This window comes from Amycolatopsis sp. NPDC043887 (genome assembly GCF_056435665.1).
The window spans coordinates 186,131-207,453 of sequence record NZ_JBWKEB010000005.1; the positions used below are offsets into that span (position 1 = coordinate 186,131).

Annotated in this window: 22 protein-coding genes; 12 read left to right on the forward strand and 10 right to left on the reverse strand. The window is 68.9% G+C overall.

Going from position 1 to position 21,323, the window contains the following annotated elements; genetic code table 11:
• Positions 1 to 38 precede the first annotated feature (38 nt).
• Complete coding sequence (locus AC069H_RS15330; protein WP_478232689.1) at positions 39 to 485, forward strand: winged helix-turn-helix transcriptional regulator; 447 nt, start codon at positions 39 to 41, stop codon at positions 483 to 485.
• Between the two features lie 46 nt (positions 486 to 531).
• Here the strand turns inward: AC069H_RS15330 and AC069H_RS15335 are convergent, their stop codons facing one another.
• Together AC069H_RS15335 and AC069H_RS15340 are read right to left on the reverse strand one after the other, a co-directional pair.
• Positions 532 to 1,110 (reverse strand): DUF2867 domain-containing protein, encoded by a 579-nt coding sequence (locus tag AC069H_RS15335; RefSeq protein WP_478232690.1) that lies wholly within the window; start codon positions 1,108 to 1,110, stop codon positions 532 to 534.
• The gene (locus AC069H_RS15340) at positions 1,107 to 1,379 is read right to left on the reverse strand and encodes a hypothetical protein (RefSeq protein WP_478232691.1); all 273 of its coding nucleotides are present in this window, start codon (positions 1,377 to 1,379) and stop codon (positions 1,107 to 1,109) included. The genes AC069H_RS15335 and AC069H_RS15340 overlap by 4 nt, the downstream gene beginning before the upstream one ends.
• 93 nt (positions 1,380 to 1,472) lie before the next feature.
• Between AC069H_RS15340 and AC069H_RS15345 the strand changes: the two genes are divergently transcribed.
• The gene (locus AC069H_RS15345; protein WP_478232692.1) at positions 1,473 to 2,039 is read left to right on the forward strand and encodes a TetR/AcrR family transcriptional regulator; all 567 of its coding nucleotides are present in this window, start codon (positions 1,473 to 1,475) and stop codon (positions 2,037 to 2,039) included.
• A gap of 60 nt (positions 2,040 to 2,099) precedes the next feature.
• Complete coding sequence (locus AC069H_RS15350) at positions 2,100 to 3,101, forward strand: RNA polymerase subunit sigma-70 (RefSeq protein WP_478232693.1); 1,002 nt, start codon at positions 2,100 to 2,102, stop codon at positions 3,099 to 3,101.
• A 4-nt stretch (positions 3,102 to 3,105) separates the two neighbouring features.
• Here AC069H_RS15350 and AC069H_RS15355 read toward each other — a convergent pair whose 3' ends face one another.
• The 4 genes from AC069H_RS15355 to AC069H_RS15370 are packed head-to-tail and all read right to left on the reverse strand — an operon-like array spanning position 3,106 to position 5,474.
• On the reverse strand, positions 3,106 to 3,690 hold the full coding sequence (locus AC069H_RS15355) for a dihydrofolate reductase family protein (protein ID WP_478228873.1): 585 nt from the start codon (positions 3,688 to 3,690) through the stop codon (positions 3,106 to 3,108).
• A 55-nt stretch (positions 3,691 to 3,745) separates the two neighbouring features.
• Positions 3,746 to 3,892 carry a hypothetical protein gene (locus AC069H_RS15360; RefSeq protein WP_378444531.1) on the reverse strand — a complete coding sequence of 49 codons (147 nt, stop codon included), beginning with the start codon at positions 3,890 to 3,892 and terminating at the stop codon, positions 3,746 to 3,748.
• Complete coding sequence (locus AC069H_RS15365; protein WP_478232694.1) at positions 3,889 to 5,112, reverse strand: hypothetical protein; 1,224 nt, start codon at positions 5,110 to 5,112, stop codon at positions 3,889 to 3,891. The genes AC069H_RS15360 and AC069H_RS15365 overlap by 4 nt, the downstream gene beginning before the upstream one ends.
• The gene (locus AC069H_RS15370; protein WP_478232695.1) at positions 5,109 to 5,474 is read right to left on the reverse strand and encodes a cupredoxin domain-containing protein; all 366 of its coding nucleotides are present in this window, start codon (positions 5,472 to 5,474) and stop codon (positions 5,109 to 5,111) included. Before AC069H_RS15370 ends, AC069H_RS15365 begins: the two co-directional genes overlap by 4 nt.
• A 111-nt stretch (positions 5,475 to 5,585) precedes the next feature.
• Between AC069H_RS15370 and AC069H_RS15375 the strand changes: the two genes are divergently transcribed.
• The 6 genes from AC069H_RS15375 (at position 5,586) to mptB (ending at position 14,841) form a co-directional block, all read left to right on the forward strand.
• Entirely contained in the window at positions 5,586 to 7,376 is a 1,791-nt protein-coding gene (locus tag AC069H_RS15375) for a hypothetical protein (protein ID WP_478232696.1), read from the forward strand.
• 392 nt (positions 7,377 to 7,768) lie between these two features.
• Positions 7,769 to 9,553: an ABC transporter substrate-binding protein gene (locus tag AC069H_RS15380; RefSeq protein ID WP_478232930.1), complete on the forward strand. Its 1,785-nt coding sequence runs from the start codon at positions 7,769 to 7,771 to the stop codon at positions 9,551 to 9,553.
• A gap of 110 nt (positions 9,554 to 9,663) precedes the next feature.
• Positions 9,664 to 10,695 (forward strand): ABC transporter permease, encoded by a 1,032-nt coding sequence (locus AC069H_RS15385; RefSeq protein ID WP_478232697.1) that lies wholly within the window; start codon positions 9,664 to 9,666, stop codon positions 10,693 to 10,695.
• Positions 10,692 to 11,597: an ABC transporter permease gene (locus AC069H_RS15390; RefSeq protein WP_478228868.1), complete on the forward strand. Its 906-nt coding sequence runs from the start codon at positions 10,692 to 10,694 to the stop codon at positions 11,595 to 11,597. The genes AC069H_RS15385 and AC069H_RS15390 overlap by 4 nt, the downstream gene beginning before the upstream one ends.
• Positions 11,594 to 13,264 (forward strand): nickel ABC transporter ATP-binding protein NikE, encoded by a 1,671-nt coding sequence (gene nikE, locus AC069H_RS15395; RefSeq protein WP_478232698.1) that lies wholly within the window; start codon positions 11,594 to 11,596, stop codon positions 13,262 to 13,264. Before AC069H_RS15390 ends, nikE begins: the two co-directional genes overlap by 4 nt.
• A gap of 14 nt (positions 13,265 to 13,278) precedes the next feature.
• Positions 13,279 to 14,841 carry a polyprenol phosphomannose-dependent alpha 1,6 mannosyltransferase MptB gene (gene mptB, locus AC069H_RS15400; RefSeq protein WP_478228866.1) on the forward strand — a complete coding sequence of 521 codons (1,563 nt, stop codon included), beginning with the start codon at positions 13,279 to 13,281 and terminating at the stop codon, positions 14,839 to 14,841.
• Between the two features lie 155 nt (positions 14,842 to 14,996).
• Here the strand turns inward: mptB and AC069H_RS15405 are convergent, their stop codons facing one another.
• Genes AC069H_RS15405 through AC069H_RS15420 form a run of 4 tightly spaced genes read right to left on the reverse strand, consistent with a single transcriptional unit; the run spans position 14,997 to position 18,924 of the window.
• The gene (locus tag AC069H_RS15405) at positions 14,997 to 15,413 is read right to left on the reverse strand and encodes a TIGR03668 family PPOX class F420-dependent oxidoreductase (protein WP_478232699.1); all 417 of its coding nucleotides are present in this window, start codon (positions 15,411 to 15,413) and stop codon (positions 14,997 to 14,999) included.
• Between the two features lie 14 nt (positions 15,414 to 15,427).
• On the reverse strand, positions 15,428 to 16,051 hold the full coding sequence (locus tag AC069H_RS15410) for a class I SAM-dependent methyltransferase (protein ID WP_478232700.1): 624 nt from the start codon (positions 16,049 to 16,051) through the stop codon (positions 15,428 to 15,430).
• 48 nt (positions 16,052 to 16,099) lie between these two features.
• A complete protein-coding gene (locus AC069H_RS15415) occupies positions 16,100 to 16,987 on the reverse strand; it encodes a S66 peptidase family protein (protein WP_478232701.1) in 888 nt (295 codons plus the stop codon).
• Positions 16,984 to 18,924, reverse strand: coding sequence for a S9 family peptidase (locus AC069H_RS15420; RefSeq protein WP_478232702.1), 1,941 nt, complete (start codon positions 18,922 to 18,924; stop codon positions 16,984 to 16,986). Before AC069H_RS15420 ends, AC069H_RS15415 begins: the two co-directional genes overlap by 4 nt.
• Positions 18,925 to 19,045: 121 nt before the next feature.
• On the opposite strand from AC069H_RS15420, the gene AC069H_RS15425 reads away from it, so the two are divergent.
• Genes AC069H_RS15425 through AC069H_RS15435 form a run of 3 tightly spaced genes read left to right on the forward strand, consistent with a single transcriptional unit; the run spans position 19,046 to position 21,292 of the window.
• Complete coding sequence (locus AC069H_RS15425; RefSeq protein WP_378439468.1) at positions 19,046 to 19,621, forward strand: DUF3090 domain-containing protein; 576 nt, start codon at positions 19,046 to 19,048, stop codon at positions 19,619 to 19,621.
• Positions 19,622 to 19,625: 4 nt separating this feature from the next.
• On the forward strand, positions 19,626 to 20,408 hold the full coding sequence (locus AC069H_RS15430) for an SCO1664 family protein (RefSeq protein ID WP_478228861.1): 783 nt from the start codon (positions 19,626 to 19,628) through the stop codon (positions 20,406 to 20,408).
• Positions 20,393 to 21,292, forward strand: coding sequence for an aminoglycoside phosphotransferase family protein (locus tag AC069H_RS15435; RefSeq protein ID WP_478232703.1), 900 nt, complete (start codon positions 20,393 to 20,395; stop codon positions 21,290 to 21,292). Before AC069H_RS15430 ends, AC069H_RS15435 begins: the two co-directional genes overlap by 16 nt.
• Positions 21,293 to 21,323 lie beyond the last annotated feature (31 nt).

The window sequence follows — 21,323 nt, forward strand, 5'->3', positions numbered from 1 at the left end:
GGTTGGAAATCAAGACTCACTGGGTTTACGCTGGTCGCATGACCGAAGGACCGAGGGACTGCTCGATCGCCAACGCGATGGAGGTGATCGGGGAGCGCTGGAGCCTGCTCGCGCTGCGCGAAGTGTTCTTCGGTGCGCGGCGGTTCGACCAGATCGTCCGCAACACGGGGGCGAGCCGGGACATCCTGACCGCGCGGCTGCGGAAGCTCGTCGAGACGGGAATCCTCGAAAAGCGACTCTACGAGGAGCATCCGCCGCGCTACGAGTACGTGCTCACCGAGACCGGGCACGCCCTCAATCACGTGCTGCTGAACCTCATGGCTTGGGGCGACGCGCACGTCACGGAGGGGCCGCCGCCGACGGTGTGGCGGCATTCGTGCGGCGAGGTCCTCGCCCCGGAGACCGTATGCGCGCACTGTCGCGAACCGGTGCGGGAGAAGGACATGACGCTGGTACGGAGCAGTCGTCGCGCCACTTCCTCGTGAGTGGTAAGGACGGTTCTAACCGTCCTTACCACTCACGAGGCCGGTCTCAGGAGTGGCTCGTCCATTCCCGCGCGATCATCCGCATGAGCGCCGGATAGATGATCAGGTACCGGAACGGCTTGATGAATCCCATGTACACCCGGCCGAACAACCCGTTGGGTTTGACCAGCACCGCCATCTGACCGCGATACCCGCCACGCCCGTCTTCGACCCAGGCGATGTGCAGGACGCCGTGCATGGTCCGGTTCGCCATTTCGGCGGCGAATTCGTCGTCGAGCCGGTAGAGCGGGGTGAACGGAAGCCAGTCCTCGTCCGGGCCGGTGGGTGTGCCGCGAAGGTCTTCCGGCAGCTTGCCGCGGAGCGATCCCACTCGGGTGTCGAGGCCGGAATTCCGTTTGTCCAGCCCCAGCAGGCGACCGAGCTTCCAGCGCAGCGCCCACAGCGCCCGGACGGGGGGTGGTGCCCCGTCCGGGAAATTCCCCGACGAGAACTGCACCACCAGCTTGCCGAAATCGTCCGGCCCGCCGGGTGTTCCGAGCGCCCAGACGTCTTCGAGGTCGAAGTCCCCGGCGATTTCGTGGATCCGCCACGAACGTGTGGTGTGGGCCGTGTTCGCGAGCTTCATGCCGACACCAACTGGACGATCTCGCGCGGACGGACCTCGCGGTCGTCGAAGGCGACGTCCACGTCCGCCGACCCCAGAGCTTGCATCGAGGCCGCCTGGGCCGCCTCGGATTCCCGGCGCACGATCGACACCACGGCGTCACCCGCGGTGGTGACCCGGCATTCGGCGGCGAGACAGCGCAAGACGTCGGCGACTCGCCGGACTCGCGCGACGAATTCGTCGTGGTGATCGGTGTGCGGGTAATGCGTGGCCACGAATCCGACAGTCATCGTCGTTGTTCCTCCCAGTGGACTTCCGCCATCTATACGGTAGCGTATATATCGTCCTAGTGGTGCCGGAGTGACGGGAGATACGGTGATCCCATGGCCGCCGCAACCCGGACCCCGCCGAGCGCCTGGATCGACGCGGGGCTGCACGCTCTCGCCGCCGGAGGTCCCGGCGCCGTGCGCGTCGAGGCGCTCGCGAAAGCCCTGGGAGTCACCAAAGGCGGGTTCTACGGCCATTTCGCCGACCGGGGGGCGCTATTGGAGGGAATGCTCGCCACGTGGGAGCGGATGAGCACCGACCTGCTCTTCGAAAGCGTCGAGAGCGCAGGCGGTGACGCCAGGGCGAAGATCCGGCGCGCGGGTCTGCTCGCCGGCGATCGTCTGCTGCCGATCGACCTCGCCATCCGGGATTGGGCCCGGCGCGACCCGGCCGTGGCCGAGCGGCTCCGGCGGGTCGACAACCAGCGAATGGACTACCTGCGTTCCCTCATGCGCGAGATCTTCGCCGACGAGGACGAGGTCGAGGCACGTTGCCTGCTCGCGTTCTCACTCCTGATCGGCAAGCACTTCATGGCCGCCGACCACGGTGGCCGTACCCGGGACGAGGTCACCGAGCTGGCCGGAGCACTGCTTCTCGGCGGTCGGCCCGGTCATGACGGCTGAGGCGGGCCACCACGTCGTCAGTTCCGGTAGCCCTCGCATCCGGTGGAAGGATTGATGACGATGACCGACGCTGGACCGCTGCGCGCCGACGCGGCCACGTTCATGGCGGCGGCCCGCTCCGGCGATACCGCGCGGTTCGCGCTCATCACGGAGCGCCACCGGCGTGAGCTGCAGGTGCACTGCTACCGGATGCTCGCGAACTACGAGGACGCCCAGGACATGACGCAGGAGACGTTCCTGCGGGCGTGGAACAAGCGGGAGTCCTTCAAGGGCCACGCCACGTTGCGGACCTGGCTGTACCGGATCGCGACCAACGTCTGCCTCGACTTCCTGGAGAAGCGCGACGACCGCACGCCCGCACCGTCCGAGCTGCCGGACTCCGAGGTGCTGTACCTGCAGCCGTACCCCGACCGGATGCTCCCCGAGGACCCGCAGGAATCGGTGGTGGTGCGGGAGACGATCGAGCTGGCGTTCATCGTCGCCGTCCAGCATCTGCCGCCGCGCCAGCGGGCGGTGTTCATCCTGCGCGACGTCCTCGGCTGGCCGGCGTCGAAGGCCGCCGACGCCCTCGAGGTGACCGTCGCGTCGGTGACCAGCGCACTGCAGCGGGCGCGCGTGACGATGCGGGAGCGGCTGCCCGGCAGCCGCCTCGATTGGCGGAGCCCCGCCACCCACGAGCTGTCGGATGACGAGCGCGGAGTGGTGAAGTCGTACATCGAGGCCCATGAGCGCAACGACCTCGACGGGCTGATCTCCCTGCTGCGGGCCGACCTGCGCTTCGCGATGCTGCCCGATTCGGGCACCGCGGTCAGGACGGCCAAGGACGCGGTGGACGGCTGGGTCTCCGGCGGGCTCTTCCAACGCGGCCACGACGACTGGCGCGGTATCACCACGACGGTCAACCGCATGCCGGCCGCCGCGCTCTACCTGCGCACCCCCGGCGATCCGGAGTACCGGCTCTTCGCCATCGCTGTCCTGCGCGTCGTCGACGGGAAGATCGCCGAGCTCACCGGGTTCGACGCCGCCGGCAAACCATGGCTGGACGTGCCCCCTGCACTGTGACCACTCAGCGCCTTGTCTCGTATCGGGTCAGCACCACACCGCCGGGAAACGTCCGTGTCTCCACCAGGGCCAGGTTCACCCAGTTGTCCAGGGCGGTGAAGAACGGCGTGCCGCCGCCCACCAGGACCGGATGGGTGACCAGCACGTACTCGTCGATCAGCCCGGCCCGCATGGCCGCCCCGGCGAGCGTCGCGCCGCCGATGTCCATCGGGCCGGCGTCCTCGGTCTTGAGCCGGGTGATCTCGGTGACCGCGTCGCCGGTGACCAGGCGGGTGTTCCAGTCGACCGTGCCGGTCGTCGAGGAGAACACCACCTTCGGCATGTCCCGCCAGCGGCGGGCGAACTCGGTCTCCGCCGGGGTGGCGCCGGGCTGCAGGCCGGCGGTCGGCCAGTGGGAACTCATCGCCTCCCACAGCTTGCGTCCGTACAGCGCCAGGCCCGTCGCCGCCACCCGGTCGGACCACCACCCGAACAGCTCGTCGCTCGGTGACGAGTCCGGTCCGTCACCGCCGCTCCAGCCGAGGTCGTCGCCGGGCGCGGCGATGTAGCCGTCCACGGTCAGGTTCATGCCGAAGGTCAGTTTCCGCATGGCGTCAGCCTCCTGTGAGTCGATCTCACACGTACTGACGGGGGCGGCGCGAAAACTAATCGTCGTCTTCTTCGGGTGTCGTCGGGACCTGCTTGCGCGCGACGTAGACGAGCAGCCCGATGATCACCACGGGGCCGGCGAAGATGAGGATCTCGTCCCAGCCGCCCTGGTGCATCATCACCACCCGCGCCGCGATGGTCATGAGCCGGAGACCAGCGCGATCCCGAGCGCGGTGTAGCCGATCATCAGCGCCAGCATGGGGTACTGGCCCACCTTGACGTAGTTCGAGCGCAGCACGCCGACGGAACGGTCATGCGCCGAGGTTACGGCCAGCACGTGCCCGGCGACGATCCCGGCGATCTGCACCAGCGCGATCACCCCGGCCGAGACGACCGTGTAGTCGATCGCGCGGCCGAATCCCTGCTGGCCCGAGAACACGGCGAACGAGAAGTAATGCGCGACCGTGTAGCCGACCATGATCGGGATCAACGACGGCGCGAACGCGGGATACGGGTCGAACCCTCGGCGCAGATACGGCCTGGTCAGGCTGATGGCGCCCGCGTAGGCGCCGTAGGTGAGCGCGATACAGACCGCGAGCCCGGCGGTGCCGCCGAAGACGCCCGCGTCCAGCGACGTCCAGAACGGAAGCCGGGTGAGGCCGTCGAACGCCGTCGAGCCGAGCACCACCAGCACCAGCGCGGTCAGCCAAGGCGCGGGGGAGACGGTGAGCAGGCCGTCCAGCGGATTCCGGATCACCAGGCGCCCATCCGTCCGCCTCCCGAAAGGGGAGAGGGCCGCGATCAGGCGCGCATAGACCTCGAAAGCGTCGCCGCGGTCGAACCAGCGCGGACCGAACACCGCCCCGAGAGCGATGTGTATAACGGCATACACGGTGGCGAAAACAGCGATCGCCCTGGGCGAGTCCGAATGCGGAAACACCAGTTCCAGCCAAAGAAACGCCAGGAGGCCGACGATCGCGGGCAGGTGACCCAGTCGATCCGGGAGTTCGCGCCGTCGCGCGGGGATCAGTGCCGCGATCGTCCTCAGTGGATTCAACCGCGGCCAGACCGGGCCGAGCAGGAGCGAAAGCGGGACCAGTCCGACCCAGAACCAGACGTAGAACCACGCCGGAGCCGGGTTGCCGGCCGAGTTGTCCGGGCCTGCCCACGCCATCGAGAGGAAGCCCGTGAACAGCGCCAAGCCGAGTACCCGCGCCGCGATCCGCGAGAACCCACCATCGGCGAACCGTTGCAGGACCTCGGGAAGGGGGCGGCCGGCGTCGGCGCCGCGGAGTTTGGGCTTCTTCCAAAGCACGGTGAGCGCGAAGAAGGAGACCACGACGGCCGCCGCTCCCGCGTAGAGCGCGAGCCACAGCGGGACCGGCAGATCGGACCGGCCGCCGAGACCGTGCGCCAGGATCATCCGCTCACCCGGAGCTTGGTCACCGCCGCGCCGCTCTTGTGCAGTTCCACCTCGAAGATCCCGTCGATGTTCGCGGTGAAGGCGACCGTCCCCGGAACCCCGGGAGACAGCTGGGCGGCCTTGTCGTAGCCGTGGACGTGCAGTTCGTCCGGCTGGTCCGAGGTGACTTCGAGCGCGACGTTCTCGCCCGTGCGCACGGCGACCTCTTCCGGCCCCGCCGTGCGCTTGCCCTCGGTGATCGAGAACTTGACGGTCCGGGTGCCGGCGCCCGGCGCCTGTTCGGAACCGGTCGTCCCCGAACAGCCGGTCACGGCCAGCAGTGCGGCCACGGTGATCCCGCAGATCCCGCCGATCCTCCGCATCGAGGTGCCTCCAAGTCGTACGCCCCGGCTTGCCCGGCCGGGACCTTGCGCCTATCGTGTTACCCCAAGGTAACAGTTACTCAGGTTAGCAGGAAGGCGAGCACGGTGTTCATGGCTCAGGAGAGCCCGCCTGCCGGCGGCGCGCAATTCGGGCAGATCGTCATCGCGGGCCTGATGTTCACCGCGGTCTTCCTGCCCTTGGCCCTTTTCGTGCTCCGCGAGCGCGCGGGGAAGCGGACGGTCTTCGGCCGCGTCGCCGACTGGATGGGCGAGTTCAGCGGTCTGCCGCGCTGGGCGGCGCTGCCGATGTTCGTCGCCTTCCTCTCCGGGATGTCGGCGCTGATCGGCGTCTACTGGGACGTGCCGATCCACATGGAACTCGGCCGCGACGAAGGCCCGCTCGCGAACCCTTCGCATTACCCGATCTACTTCGGACTGATGGGCATCTTCGCCAGCGGTGTGCTCAGCGCGACCCTCGCGACGAAGGACCTGCCCAAGCGCACGTTCAAGATCGGCCCGCACTGGCGGGCGCCGATGGGTTCCATCCAGATGATGGCGACCGGCCTGGTCGGCATCGCGGGCTTCCCGCTCGACGACGTGTGGCATCGCCTGTTCGGCCAGGACGTCACCGAATGGGGACCGACGCACGTCCTGATGATCGGCGGCGGCGTCTGTGTCGTGCTGGGCCTGCAACTGCTGCTCGGCGAGGCCCGACAGGTCGGCGCGACCGGGCCGGTCGTGCGCCTGCTCGGCCCGGTGCTCGCCGGTGCCTGGATGATGGGTGCTTCGGCGTTCCTCATGGAGTTCGACCTCGGCGTCCCGCAGTTCCCGATGCTGTCGCAGGTCGTGCTCGTCGGTCTGATCGGCGCGTGGACGCTGACCTACGGGCGGCTGTCCTGGGGGCCGGGCGGCGCGCTGATCGTGCTCGCGGTCTTCCTCGCGTCCCGTGCTTCGTTCGCCGTCATCCCGCTGTTCGCGGACCTGCACGTGGCCTCGCTGCTGCCGTACGTCGCCGAAGCGGTGATCATCGAGGTCGTCGCCCTCGCGATGCGCAACCGGCAGGGCTACACGTTCGCCGCTGTCGCCGGTCTGCTCGTGGGGACCGCCGGGATGCTCGCCGAGGCGGCGTTCACCCACTGGCTGATGCCGAACCCGTGGCCCGCCGCCCATCTGCCGCTGTTCGTCCTGTTCGGGACCGGCGCGGCGCTCGCGGGTGCGTTCATCGGTGTCTGGCAGTACCAGCGAGTGGAAGAGACGGCGACGCGGGTGCCCGCGGCGGGGCCCCGGCACGCCGTCGGACTCGTCGGCGCGCTGGGCGCGGTCGCCCTGATGTCGGCGGTCGCCGTCCCGCAGGATCCGGAACCGGGGTTCACCGCCGACATCCGGCTGACCGAGGCCGCGACCGGGCTGCCGATCTCGAATCCGCACGGCGGCGGCACACCCCGCTGGGTCGACGCGACCGTGACGATCTCGCGGCCCGACCTGGCCGACGATGCCGTGTGGCTCAACGGTTTCGCTTGGCAGGGCGGCGACTTCTTCACCGCGCCGCTGGAGAAGATCGGCGACGGGGTGTACCGCACCGCCCAGCCGTTGCCGGTGTTCGGCCAGTGGAAGACGGGGATCCGCGTGCACGTCCCGAACCGGGTGATGGGGCTCGCCCCGATCTACGCGCCCGCCGACCCGGCCGCGAACGCGCCGTCGATCGACGCGAAGTCCGGCACGCGCCCGTTCATGTCGGAGATCGAGTTCCTGCAACGGGAGCGGAAGTCGGACACGCCCGCCGTGCTGTGGACTGTCGCTTACGTGACCGTGGGGCTCATCTTCGCCGGTATGTGGGTGCTGTTCGCGTGGCTCTACGCGGCCGCGGCCACGGCGCGGCGGCGTGAGGTCCCGGTCGGCTGACGCCTAGCGTTTCGTCCTCTGAATGCGGTACTTGCGTGTGCAACTACCGCATTCAGAGGACGAAACGCTTTGCTCTCACTTCGTCGCACGTATCGATTGGGCATCATCGCGCGCAAGGCTTTTGCAAGCCCGCTTCCCTTGAATACCCAGGACACTGCACGTGTTGCCCGTTCGCGCGCCGAAATGGTGACACAGCGCAACGTCGGTGAGACGTAAAGTAGCTGCCGACCACGCGACGACATCCGCTGTGCACGATCGGTATTGGCGAGTCATTGCGCGGTTACCGCGACATGTGGTTACTTTTCCGCCTCGGGGGTTGGGTTACAGCGAGTTTCGATGGGGTGGTCTTCGTGCGCACAGAGCGTTTTCCGAAGCGACGGCGCGGTCTTCGCGTGGTCGCGGTCCTCGCCGCTTCGGCGGTCGCGACGGTGCCTTTCGTGCCCGCCGCGTCGGCGCAGCAACAGGGCAAGGTGCTCCGGGTGGCGCTCACGACCGGCATCGACCACCTGAACCCCTTCACCGCCCAGCTGGCGGCGTCGACGCAGGTCGGCCGGTTCAACTACGAGTTCCTGACCCTGCCCTCGGCCGAGGACACCCAGCCCACGGGCGGGATCGCGGAGTCGTGGAAGACCTCCGACGACAAGCTCACCTGGACCTTCACCATCCGCCAGGGGATGAAGTGGTCCGACGGCAAGCCGATCACCGCGCAGGACCCCGCGTACACCTTCCAGCGGATGCTCGACGACGAGAACGCCCGCACCGCGAACGGCAGCTACGTGACCAACTTCGCCTCGGTGTCGGCACCCGACGACAAGACGCTGGTCATCAAGACCAAGGCCCCGCAGTCGAGCATGACCTCGCTCGACGTCCCGATCGTGCCCAAGCACATCTGGGAGCCGATCAAGGATCTCAACGCCCCCTCGACCGACGACATGGCCGTGGTCGGCGTCGGCAGCGGACCGTATCTGCTGACCGAGTACAAGAAGAACGAATTCGTGAAGTTCAAGGCGAACAAGGACTACTGGCGTGGGGCGCCCAAGGTCGACGAGCTGCAACTGTTGCAGTTCAAGGACGCCGAGGCCGCGGTCAACGCGCTGAAGCAGGGCGAGGTCGACGTCATCAACCGGCTCACGCCGACGCAGTTCGACGCGCTCAAGGGCGAGAAGAACATCACCACGAACAAGGCGCCGGGCCGCCGGTACAACGAGCTCATCATCAACTTCGGCGTCAAGAACGTCCTCGACCAGCCGATCGGTGACGGCAACCCGATCCTGAAGGACCTCCGCGTCCGCAAGGCGATCGCGCAGGCCATCGACACCAAGACCATCGTGGACAAGGTGATGAACGGGTACGGCCAGCCGGGGACCGGTGTCGTTCCGGCGATCTACAAGGCCTACACCTGGAGCCCGTCGGACGCCGAGAAGACCAAGTTCGACATCGCGGCCGCGAACGCCACCCTCGATCAGGCCGGCTACGCCAAGGGTGCGGACGGCATCCGCGTCGCCCCCGGCGGCGCGAAGCTGGAGTTCCGGCTCGCCGGTCACGCGAACCGGCCGTTCGACCAGCGCACCGCGCAGTTCGTCAGCGGTTGGCTCAAGGACGTCGGCATCGGTGTCAAGCAGGAGCTCGTCTCCGACGACGAACTGGACGACCGCACCACCGCGGGCAACTACGACCTCGCGATCTCCGGCTACGGCACCTCACCCGACCCGGACTACGCCCTCAGCCTGAACACCTGCGCCGGCCGCCCGAACGCGGAGGGCAACGGCGGCAGCTCGGCGACGTTCTTCTGCGACCCGCGCTACGAAGACCTGTACAAGAAGCAGCTGACCGAGTTCGACCCGGCGAAGCGCGCCGAACTCGTCAAGCAGGCGCAGGCGGTGCTGGCGGGTGAGTACGTCGATGTCGTCCTGGACTACGACAACGTGCTCGAGGCCTACCGCTCGGACAAGTTCTCCTCGTTCACCAAGCAGCCGCAGCCCGACGGCGCGATCCTCGAACAGTCCGGCTACTGGGGCGTCTACGGCGCCACTCCGGCCGACGCCGCCGCGGCGGGCGCCGAGGAAAGCAGCAACACCGGATTGTGGATCGGCATCGGCGCGGTCGTGCTCGTGGTGCTCGTCGGCGGCGGGGTGCTGCTCGGGCGGCGCGGCAAGTCGGCCGACGACCGGGAGTAAGCACCTGTCGGCGGAGCTGAGATCTACTCCGAGAAAGGGACACAACGCGTGAACCAGTCTGGCTGGCCGCTCGCGGACGCGGGTTCACCGACGAAATCAGAAGGACCGCGTTGACCGAAGCACTCAGTTCCCTCGAAAAGCCCCCGGCGCTCGGCGATCCCGACGAGCGCCGGGGCGGGACCGGCACCGCCCGGTTCGTGCTCTCCAAGATCGGCGGCGCGCTGGCGAGCCTCGCGCTCGTCGTCGTGCTGGGGTTCTTCCTGTTCCGGACGCTGCCCGGCGATCCCGTGCGGTTCATGGTCCGCGACCGGCCGACCGATCCGAAGATGATGGCGGAGCTCCGGGCGCAGATGGGCGTGGACAAGCCGCTGCTGCAGCAGTTCTGGGACTACCTCACCGGCCTGCTCCAGGGCGACATGGGGGTCTCGTACCTGCAGCGGCGCCCGGTCTTCGACATGGTCGGCGAGCGATTGTGGCCGACGATCCTGCTCGTCGGCAGTGCGACGGCGCTCGCGGTCGCGCTCGGCCTGTGGCTCGGCATCCGCGCGGGCTGGCGCCGGGGGAGCAGGTTCGACAAGGTCCAGACCGGGATCGCGCTGACGCTGTGGTCGGTTCCGCAGTTCTGGCTCGGGCTCATGTTGCTGGTGGCCACCAACGGCCTCTTCCCGAGCCGGGGCATGCATTCCCCGGATGTCGCGCCGGGCTTCTTCAGTGAAGGGCTCGACGTGCTCCACCATCTGGTGCTGCCATGCGTGACCCTGCTGGTGGTGTTCTACGCGCAGTACATGCTGGTCATGCGTTCGTCCCTGATCGGTGAGATGAACTCGGACTACCTCACCACCGCGCGGGCCAAGGGCCTGCGTGACGACCTCGTCCGCAAGCGGCACGCCGTGCCCAACGCCCTGCTGCCGACGGTGACGCTGGTCTTCATGCAGTTCGGCATGGTGGTCTCGGGTGCGGTCTCGGTCGAGGCCGTGTTCAGCTGGCCGGGGCTCGGGCAGCTGCTCTACGAAGCGCTCCGCGGACCTGATCTACCTGTCCTGCAAGGAGTCTTCGTCACCCTCGCGGGTGCGGTGGTGCTGATGAACCTGCTCGCGGAGTTGCTCTACCGCGTGCTCGACCCCAGGGTGCGGACGGCATGACCACTGCGGAAAAACCCGGTTCGATCGTCTGGCGCCGCCGCCGCGAGGCCGTGGCGAAACGCTGGCACGAGTTCACGACGAACAAGGCGGGCGTCTTCGGGCTGGCCTTCCTCGGTGTCATCACGGTGCTGGCCATCCTCGCGCCGGTGATCTCGGACGAATCCGGACTCGACGTCACCAAGGCCCAGGGCGGTTCGCTGGAGTCACCCAGCGGGGAGTTCTGGCTGGGCACCGACATCGACGGCCGTTCGGTGCTGCTGATGACGTTCTGGGGTGCGCGGATCTCGCTGCTCACCGGTTTCTCGGCGGCGTTCCTCTCGGTGCTGATCGGCACCCTCATCGGGATCGCGGCCGCGCATTTCGGCGGCTGGCTGTCCGGGCTGCTGCTGCGGTTCACGGACTTCTTCCTGGTGCTGCCGTCGCTCGTCCTCGCCGTGGCGCTCGCCTCGGTGCTGGACCAGGGCACGATGACGGTGATCATCGCCATCGGCGTCACCGCCTGGCCCAGCACCGCGCGCCTGGTCCGCGCGCAGACCCTCACGATCGAGGGCCGCCCGTACATCGAGCGCGCGAAGGCACTCGGCGGCGGTCACCTGCACATCGTCGGCAAGCACGTCCTTCCCGGCGTCATGCCGCTCGTGCTGGCCAACACCACGCTCGTCGTGGGCAACGCGGTCATCGCGGACGCGACGCTGGCGTTCCTCGGCGTCGGCAACCCGAACACCGTCTCCTGGGGAGCCATGCTGCAGACCGCGTTGAACAACGGCGCGATCAGCAAGGGTGCCTGGTGGAACCTGCTGCCGCCGGGTGTCGCGATCGTCGTGGTCGTCCTCGCCTTCACCCTCGTCGGACGCGCGCTGGAGACCGTGCTGAACCCGCGCCTGAAGGGACAGCACTCATGAGCCCCTTGCTGGAACTGAAGAACCTCGGCGTCACCTACGCCACCGGAGGCGGTGAGGTCGCCGCCGTCCGCGGCGTCGACCTTGTCCTCGAAGCCGGCGACACCCTCGGGGTCGCGGGGGAGTCGGGGTCGGGGAAGTCGACGGTCGCGATGAGTGTGCTGCGGCTGCTCCCGCGGTCGGCGAAGGTCAGCGGGGAGATCCTGCTGGACGGCGAAGACGTCACGGCCATGAAATGGGGCAGGCTGCGCGCGGTGCGCTGGGCCGAGGCCTCGGTCGTGTTCCAGGGCGCGATGCACGCGCTCAACCCGGTGCGGAAGATCGGCGAGCAGATCGCGGAGCCGATCCGCCTGCACCCGCCCGGCGGCAAGGCGCTTTCGGACAGCGAGATCCAGGCCAAGGTCTCCGAGCTGCTCGAACAGGTCGACCTGCCACCCGGCCGTGCCGGGGCCTACCCGCACGAACTGTCCGGTGGGCAGAAGCAACGCGTCATGATCGCGATGGCGCTGGCCTGTTCGCCGCGGCTGATCATCGCGGACGAGCCGACGACCGCGCTCGACGTCGTCGTCCAGGCTCAGGTGCTCGACCTGCTGGGCAGGCTGGTCACCGAGCAGGGGATCGGGCTGATCATGATCAGTCACGACCTGTCGGTACTCGCCGCGACCTGTCGCCGGATCGCGGTGATGTACGACGGCGAGATCGTCGAGGAGCGGCCGAGCGCGGAGTTGATGAGCGCGCCGCACCACGAGCACAGCAAGGCGCTGGCGGCCGCTTTCCCGACCGTCGGCGACCCTGCGTCCCGGTTCGCGCCCGCGACCAGCACGCCGTTGCCACCGGAGCCCGAACGCACCGGTGACCAGCCGGCGCTGTTGGAGGCCGAGGATCTGCGCGTCAGCTTCCGCGACCGCACGGGCAAGCGGATCAACGCCGTCGCCGGGGTGAGCCTCCAGGTGCGGAAGGACGAGATCGTCGCGCTCGTCGGCCAGTCCGGTTCTGGCAAGACGACGCTCGCCCGGACCCTGCTCGGGCTGCAGAAACCCGACTCCGGCGCGGTGCGGTACGACGGCAAGCCGGTTCCGCTCGGTGGCGCCGGGCTCAAGGCGTACCGGCGGCAGGTCCAGCTGGTGCTGCAGGACCCGACGAGCGCGCTGAACCCGAATCACACGGTGTACGAGGCCGTTGCGGAAGGCCCGCGCATCCACGGAATGGGCGCGAACGAGCACGAGATCGTCGTCAAGGCACTGGAAGCGGCCGAACTGCGGCCTGCGGAGAAGTTCCTCGACCGGCTCCCGCACGAGCTGTCCGGCGGGCAGCGGCAGCGGGTCGTCATCGCGGGCGCGCTCGCGCTGGACCCCGGCGTGATCGTGGCGGACGAACCGGTGGCGTCACTCGACGCGTCGGTGCGGGGGGAGATCCTCGCGCTGCTGCTGCGCCTGCGGCGTGAACTGGGTCTCGCCGGGCTGGTGATCACCCACGACCTCGGACTGGCCTGGAACATCGCCGACCGGGTCGCCGTGATGTATCGCGGGGAGCTGGTGGAAGTGGGTACCGTGGAGGAGGTCCTGCTGGACCCGAAGCACGACTACACGAAGTCGCTGCTCGCCGCGTTGCCCGGTGGCACCGCGCGGGAAACACCCATTGCCGCGCACTCGCACAGGCGCGGTGTGTAACCTCCAATCTCGAAATGGCGACCACTACAGACCCCCAGCAGACGCCCTCGGCCGGCTCCCTCGGCGAGCGGCTCCGGGTGCCTTCCCGGTTCCCGTACCGCACCATCGCGATGGGAACCATAGGCAGCACGCTGCTGATGCTGGCGGCGCTCGGCGCCGGTGGAATCCTCATCCGTGACCCGATCCTGGGGCACGGACCGCTGTCGTGGATCCGCTACGGCCATGGCCGCATCCTGGCCAACGTGATGCTCTACACGGGCTTCGCGCTGATCATCTGGGCGTGGGTCCGTTTGGGTCGCTACGCGCTCGCGGGCCGGATCGGCAGCCGTCCGATCGTCATCGCCGCCGCCTGCTGGATGGCGCCGCTGCTGGTCTCGCCGCCGCTGTTCACCCGCGACGTCTTCTCCTACCTCGCGCAGGGCGCGCAGCTGCTCAACGGGCTCGACCCGTACGCCAACGGCCCGGCCGAACTGGCCGTGCTGCCGGACGTCGTGCAGAACGTCCATCCGCTGTGGCAGACCACGCCCGCGCCGTATGGCCCGCTGTTCCTGCTGGTCGCCAAGGGGATCGTCTCGGTCACCGGCAACGACATGATCGCCGGTGTCATCGCGACCCGGCTGGTCCTGATGCTCGGCCTGGTCGGGATGCTGTGGTCGCTGCCGCGGCTGGTCAAGCACCTCGGTGGCAAACTGCCGATCACGTTGTGGCTCGCCATCGCCAGCCCGATGACGGTGATCCACTTGGTCGGCGGACCGCACAACGACCTGCTGATGCTGGGCTTCCTCACCGTCGGCGTGCTGGCCGCGCTGGAGCGCAAGCACGTCGTCGCGATCGTCCTGGTCACCATCGGCATGCTGATCAAGCCCACCGCGGCGTGGGCGCTGCCGTTCCTGGTCTGGGTGTGGGCGAACCACCTGCCCGGCGACCGGAAGGTGGTCAACTTCTTCCGCGCGGGCGCCGCGTCGGTCGGGATCTTCCTGCCGGTGTTCGTCGCCGGCACCTGGCTGTCGCTCGGCTCGGTCAACCTCGGCTGGCTGACCGGTCTCAAGGCGCCGACGCTGATCGCGAACTGGATGAACTTCCCGACGGGGATCGGCGAGATCTTCTACTCGCTGGTGGACCTGGTGATCGACGTCGAGGTCTCGCCGTTCGTCACGGTGTTCCGCGCGATCGCGATGGTCGGCCTGTTCGTCTTCGCCGGCTGGCAGTGGTGGCTCGCCCGCGACGGCGGCTACCCTGCGATCCACCGGATGGCGATCGTGCTGCTGGCCGGTGCGATCGTCCCGCCGCCCTCGTTGCCGTGGTACCTGACCTGGGGTTTCGTCGTTCTTTCCGCGTTCGAATGGCGCCGCCGTAATCTCGCGGTCGTCGTCGCGGTGTCGGTTTTCGTGACGCTGGTCTACTACCCGACGGGGGAGCAGGCGCTGTACGACTGGTGGTTCATGGCGGGCGTCGTCGCGGCGAGCGTGTACGCGGCCGCTTCGCTGCTGCGGCCGGATCCGCTGGGGATCGTCGCCGCTTGGCGGGGGAAGCCGGTGGAGCAGTTCCTGCCTGCCGAGGCTCCACGCTCGTCCTGACTTTTCAGTCCGTGAAGGCCTCCTTCACTACCTTCAGGGTAGGGAAGGAGGCCTTCACGGACCCAGAGTCCTTCAAGAAATCTCATCAAATGTATAACGACCTATACGACATGGCGAAGGCCTTGTTGCCGTAAAACGGCAACAAGGCCAAAAGCTCAGGAAGCGCGCCACCCGCTCCATGAGTGAACGAGCGTGGTCACCACGACATGCGGAGGAGGCTGCGCCTCGTACTGCGGATACTTGTCCCGCAGCAGCCGCGCCGGTAGCGCCTGCTCGTCGGGATCGGTCAGCGCCCGGGCGACACCGTCGGCCCGAGCCCACCACAGTCCTGCCCAGTCCTCGTCGTAGTGGTCGGTCAGAAAACTGACCGCGGGGTTCTCCGCGATGTTCTTCAGGCGCCGCAACGCCGTCGTGCTCTTGGGCTTGTGGTCGATCGCGAACGCCACCGAGTCGCCTTCGAGAACGAACGTCACCGGCACCACATGGGGCACGCCGTCCGAACCCGTCGTCGCCAGCCTCGCTATCCGCTCGCCTTCGAACCGTGACCTGGCTTCGGCACGCGTCATCCGCATGTCGCAGACGGTACCTAGGCGCGGCGCACGCGGAGCACGTTGTCCGAACGCGTTCCCTGCTGTCCTTCCGGTCCCGGGAAGTCGTGAGTGATCAGATCCTGTCGCTCCACCGTCCATTCGCCGTCGCCCAGCGCCAGGGCTTCGAGGACCTCGGCGGTGGTCGGGAAATGGACGTCCTTGTGCGGCGGCTCTTCCATCCACGTCGGCCAGCCCGCGTGGCCTGCCACCACCAGCGTGCCGCCCGGCGCGACGGCTTCGGCGGCGCGACGGAGTGCCTTGTCCCGCTCGCCGTCCTCGGCGACGGGGGAGTGGAAGAACTGTGCGGAAACGAGGTCGAAGCGTCCTGCCGGGAACGACTTCGCCAGGTCGTGGCGTTCCCAGACGATGCCCTCGACTCCGGCCTCGGCCGCGTGTGCGGCGGCGCGCTCGAGCGCGACGTCCGAGATGTCGACGGCGGTGACGTGCCAGCCCTGCTGAGTGAGCCAGATGGCGTCACCGCCCTCGCCGCAGCCGAGATCGAGTGCCGTGCCCGGCGTGAGGGCGGCGACCTCGTTCACCAGGATCGGGTTCGCCTTCCCGCTCCAGACCTGGTCCTTGTCCCGGTAGAAGTCTTCCCAGAACTGCTGTGTCGAATCCATGACCGCAAGATGCCTCCGGCCTGGCCGAGTTCGCAAGTTCCGTTGCCGTTATGGCAAAACCAGAAGTGTCCCCGCGTCGGCGTCGAGGGTGGCCCGCGCCCCGAGTGGGATGGTCGGCGAGGCCGGAACGTGCCCGACGCCGAAGTCCCACGCGATGGGCACGCCGAGCGGCCCGAGCCGCTCGAGCATCAGGGCGCGGATCTCCTCGGGATCACCGCAGGACTTCCACGAACCCAGCACGAAGCCCCGAACACCATCGAGCCAGCCGGAACGCAGCAACTGGGTCAGCATCCGATCGATTCGGTAGAGGCTCTCGGTGACGTCCTCCAGCAGCACGATCGACTCACGCGCCGAGCCTTGTTCCGGCGCACCGAGACCGGACGTCAGCAGGGCGAGGTTGCCGCCGACGAGCGTCCCGGTCGCCACGCCTGCCGCCAGCGGCGACGACGTCGGCGAGGTGATCAGCCGCGCGCTGTCCGGTTCGAACAGCGACAGCCGCAGGTGTTCGGCCGCCACCGCGTCGAACAGGGTGGTCGCGGGCATCGGGGAGAACAGCGTCTCCAGTCCCAAGTGGACGTTCACCGCCCGGTGCAGCGCGGTGACGTCGCTCGATCCGGCGAGCGTCTTGGGCCCGGCCGCCTTGAGCGCCGTCCAGTCGAGCAGGTCGAGCATCCGCTGCGAGCCGTAACCGCCACGTGCGGCCAGGACGCAGGTGACTCCCGGGTCCAGCCAGGCGCGGGTGAACTCGGCGGCCCGCGCCTCGTCGGAGGCGGACAGATAGCCGGTGGAGGTCGCGCGGACGCATTCACCGACATGGACATCGACGCCCCAGCCGCGGAGCACCGGCAGCGCCTTCTCGACGAGGTCCGGCGGGACCGGCCCCGCCGGGGCGACAAGGGCGATCGTGTCACCCGGCCGTGTCTTCGGTGGCCTCATCGGCTCAGCCGGAGTTTCGGCACGCCGGGTGTCTCGAAGCCGAGGACCTGACCGTAGAACGACAACTCCGCTTCGAGCGCGGCCACGATCGTCTCCGCCTTCCGGAAACCGTGCTGCTCGCCCTCGAACCTGAGGTAGGCGTGCTCGATGCCGCGTCCTTCCAGCCCGGCCACGAACCGGTCCGCCTGTTCGGGCGGGCAGATCTCGTCCTCCAGCCCCTGCAGGAACAGCAGCGGGCCGGCGAGGGTGCCCGCGTTGTTGATCGGCGACCGGTCCCGGTAGCGCTGTACGGCCTCCGGCAGCGGCCCGATCAACCCGTCGAGGTAGCGGGACTCGAAGTCGTGCGTCTCGCCGCCGTCGCCGGTCCACTGCGTGAGGTCGAGGATCGGGTACATCACGGTGCCCGCGCGGTAGGTCGTGGTGGTGGTCAGCGAGGCGGCGGAGGTGTACCCGCCCGCGCTACCGCCGCGGATGGCCAGCCTGTCGCCGTCGACGGTGCCTTCGGCGGCGAGGGCTTCGGCGACGGTGACACAGTCGGCCACGTCGACGACGCCCCACTGTTCCCGCAGCCGCTCGCGATAAGCGCGTCCGTAGCCGGTCGAGCCGCCGTAGTTCACCGTGACGACGGCGATGCCGCGGCTGGTGAAGTAGGCGATCTCGTAGTCGAGTACCGCGCTGTCCCGGCCGGTCGGCCCGCCGTGCGGGTACACGAGCAACGGCGGCAGTTCCCCGTCCGGAGCGGCGAAGTCGTCGTTGGCGGGAAGGTAGACGAAGGCGGGGATCCGAGCGCCGTCGTCGGTTTTGAAGATCCGTTCGACGGGCGTGGACAGGTAGGCAGGCGACGGCGGTTCGGGTGCTGCGGCGAGTTCGGTCACCGTTCCGCTGCCGAGACCGACTTTCACGACGGCACCTTCGCGCTTCGGCCCCGCCGCGACGCCGACGATGTCGCCTTCGTGGACGGCGAACCCGTTGGTGGACCACGCGGTCAGATCGGCGGCGGCCGCCACCGGGGTCACTTCCCGCGTCGCTTCGTCGAGGACGGCGAGCCTGCCCGACGCGATGACGGCGAACCTGCCGTCGCCGAGCGGGGTGAACCAGCGCGTGCCGAGTTTCCACTGCGCGCCGCCGATCTCCTGTTCGGCCGGCGCGAGGTTCGTGATGCCGCCGTCGAGTCCGACGCGGTGCAGGTTCCACCAGCCGTCCGGGTCGAGCAACGCCAGCAGGCTGTCCGCCGACTCCCATTCGACCTGGCAGACGGAGATGCCGGCCGCGCCGGCGAGCACACGGTGCGGGCCGAACGCCCCGTCCTCGTCGAGTTCGGCGACGCACAGTTCGGTGCCGTCCCAAGGCATCGCGGGGTGGTTCCAGCCGATCCACGCCGCGCGTGCGCCGTCCGGCGAAAGCCGCGGCGCGGTGAGGAAGTGATGGCTCGCCGTCAGAACCCGTTCCGGGCCGCCGTCGAGGGGCACCGCGAGGAGATCCCGGGCGATGTCGACGCGACGGGGGCCGGTGCTGCGTTCGCGGACCAGCCACACTTCGCCGGTGAGGCCGGGCCGGAGGTCGCTGTAGCGGATCTGGTGCCGGGTCGCCGGTTCCGGGGTCAGCGGTGTCGTCTCGCCGGTGGTCAGGTCGCGGCGGTAGACGCGCTGATCCGCCCAGTGGGTGAAGACCAGGACGTCACCGAGGACGAGCCAGGGCCGGCCGCCGTATTCGTGGACCCGGTTCCGGACGCTCCACGGAGCGGGGAGGACGTCTTCGACCGTGCCGTCGGCGCGGGACCGTACGAGGGTCACGCGGCCGCCTTCACCGGTTCTCGCTTCGGCCCACCAGACCTCGTTTCCCACGGTATCGAGCCATTGCGCGCTGACTCCCGAGGCCGCGACAGCGGCGGCCGACAGGGGAGACGTCCAGGTGCCGTAAGGGGCGATCTCAACCACGGTTGAAGACTAGGTTCGGCCCTTTGCCCATGACGGCCCGGGGCGCGGCGGTTTCGCCCTGGGCTGAACCTTGGGGCGGCGGATGCCGATCACGGGGCCGTGGCCTAGTGTCAAAGGTGCCATGTCTCGCGTAATCCACGTCTTCCGCCAGCCCGACCGGTTCGTCGCAGGAACCGTCGGTGAGCCCGGCGACCGCACGTTCTACCTCCAGGCGTCCGAGGACGTCCGCACGATCAGTGTGACTATCGAAAAACAGCAGGTGGTGGTCTTGGCCGAGAGGCTCAGCTCGCTGCTGGAAGAGGTCGCCAGCCGGTTCGGAGCGGATGTACCGGACGACGCGCCCGAAGAGCTCCTCGACGTCGACCCCTTGACCGTTCCGGTCGAGGAGGAGTTCCGCGTCGGCACGATGGGACTCGGCTGGGACGCCGAGAGCAAAGCCGTCGTGATCGAGCTGCTCGCGATGACGGAGGGCGAGGTGGACGAAACGGTCGTGCTGGACGACACCGAAGAGGGGCCGGACGCCGTGCGCGTCTTCCTGAGTCCTGGCGCGGCGCGCGCGTTCGCGGAACGAGCGGACCGGGTGGTCAACGCCGGCCGCAAGCCGTGCCCGCTCTGCGCGGAACCGCTCGACCCGGCGGGCCACATCTGCCCGCGCCAGAACGGGTACCGGCGCGACGTCGACGTCCTCGAGGACTGACGAGGTGGAGGAGTCTTCTCGGGAGCTGGTGACGCGCGGCAAGATCGACGTCGAAGGCAGGCTCGTCGACGCCTCCAACGTCACGCTCTTCTGCACGATCGAGCTCGACGGCGTCACCGGGAACGTCGTGTACAAGCCGGTTTCCGGTGAGCGGCCGCTGTGGGACTTCCCGGACGGGACGCTCGCGGGCCGCGAGGTCGCGACGGCCATGGTCGCCGAAGCCTCCGGACTGGGCGCGATCCCGCCCACGGTGCTGCGCGACGGGCCGTTCGGGCCCGGCATGGTGCAGCTGTGGATCGAGACCACCGACGAGGAGCTCGTCGACGTCCGGTCGCCGGAGAGCCTGCCGGAAGACTGGCGTGTCGTGCTCCACGCGCACGATCGCGACGGCGAACCCGCGGTACTCGCGCACGCGGACCGGCAGGGCATGCGGGAGCTGGCCGTGCTCGACATCGTGGTCAACAACACCGACCGCAAGGGCGGTCACGTGCTCGCCGGTGCCGACGGCCGGATCTACGGCGTGGATCACGGGATCTGCCTGCACACCGACCCGAAGCTGCGGACGGTGCTCTGGGGCTGGATCGGCGAGCGGCTGACCGATGCCGAGGTCAGCAAGCTCCACGGCCTTCGCGAGCGGTTGGACGGGGAACTCGGGGACGCGCTCGGCGAGCACCTCACCGGCTTCGAGATCCGCGCGCTGGCCGAACGGACCGAACTGCTTCTGGCGGAGGGGGTCTTCCCTGAGCCCGGCGACGACTGGCGCGCCATCCCGTGGCCGCTGTTCTGAAGGTGCTGGACGAGCAGGCCCGCGCGCGTCTGATCACGCGATTCGGCGAGGACGTCGCGAGGTGGTGTGACGAGCTGCCCGCCCTCGTGGAGCGGTTGGCCGCGCGGTGGGGGCTCACCGTCGTCGACGCCAAACCGGGCAACACCGGCCGGACCTTGATCTGCCACGGGGACGACGGCCTGACGAAGGTCCTCAAGCTGACCCCGGATCACACGATCGCCGAATCGGAAGCCGCCGCGTTGCGGGCATGGGACGGCTGCTCGCGGGTCGTGCAGGTGCTCGACACGGAACTCGCCGCCGGGGCGATCCTGCTGGAGGGCATCGACCCAGGCACGCAGCTACTGGAGGCGGGAGCGAACGTCCCGTGGGCCGAGGTCGGCGACCTGCTGACCCAGATCCACTCGGTGACCCCGCCGTCGGATTTCCCGCCGCTGGAAGACCGTGTCGTCTTCATGTACCGGCTCGCCGAGCGGGGGCTGCGCGGCTCGGTGGCCGAGGCCACGCTCTCGCTGGAGACGCTCGATCGCGCGCGGCTGCGGGCGCTCGAACTCGCGACCGGCTGGGGAGGGAACGCGATCGTGCACGGCGACCTGCATCCGGGCAATGTCCTCGACGGCGGGCCCGGACGGGGAGCGGTCGCGATCGACCCGCGGCCGAGCGTCGGCGACCCGTCCTTCGATCTGGCCGACTGGGTCACGTTGCCGATGCGCGACGGCGGAACGCTCGAAGACGGTTTCGACGCGATCGCGCCGCATCTGCCGGGTTTCGACGCCGGACGAGTGCGCGCGTGGTGTGCCGCGCTCGCGCCGCTGTTCGTGATGCGCCCGCTCGAGCGGGGCGAGCGGACCCCGTTCGTCGACGCGATGCTGTCATTCTGTTGGTGAACCTGAGTCCGCGATCGACGTCGGCAGGGCG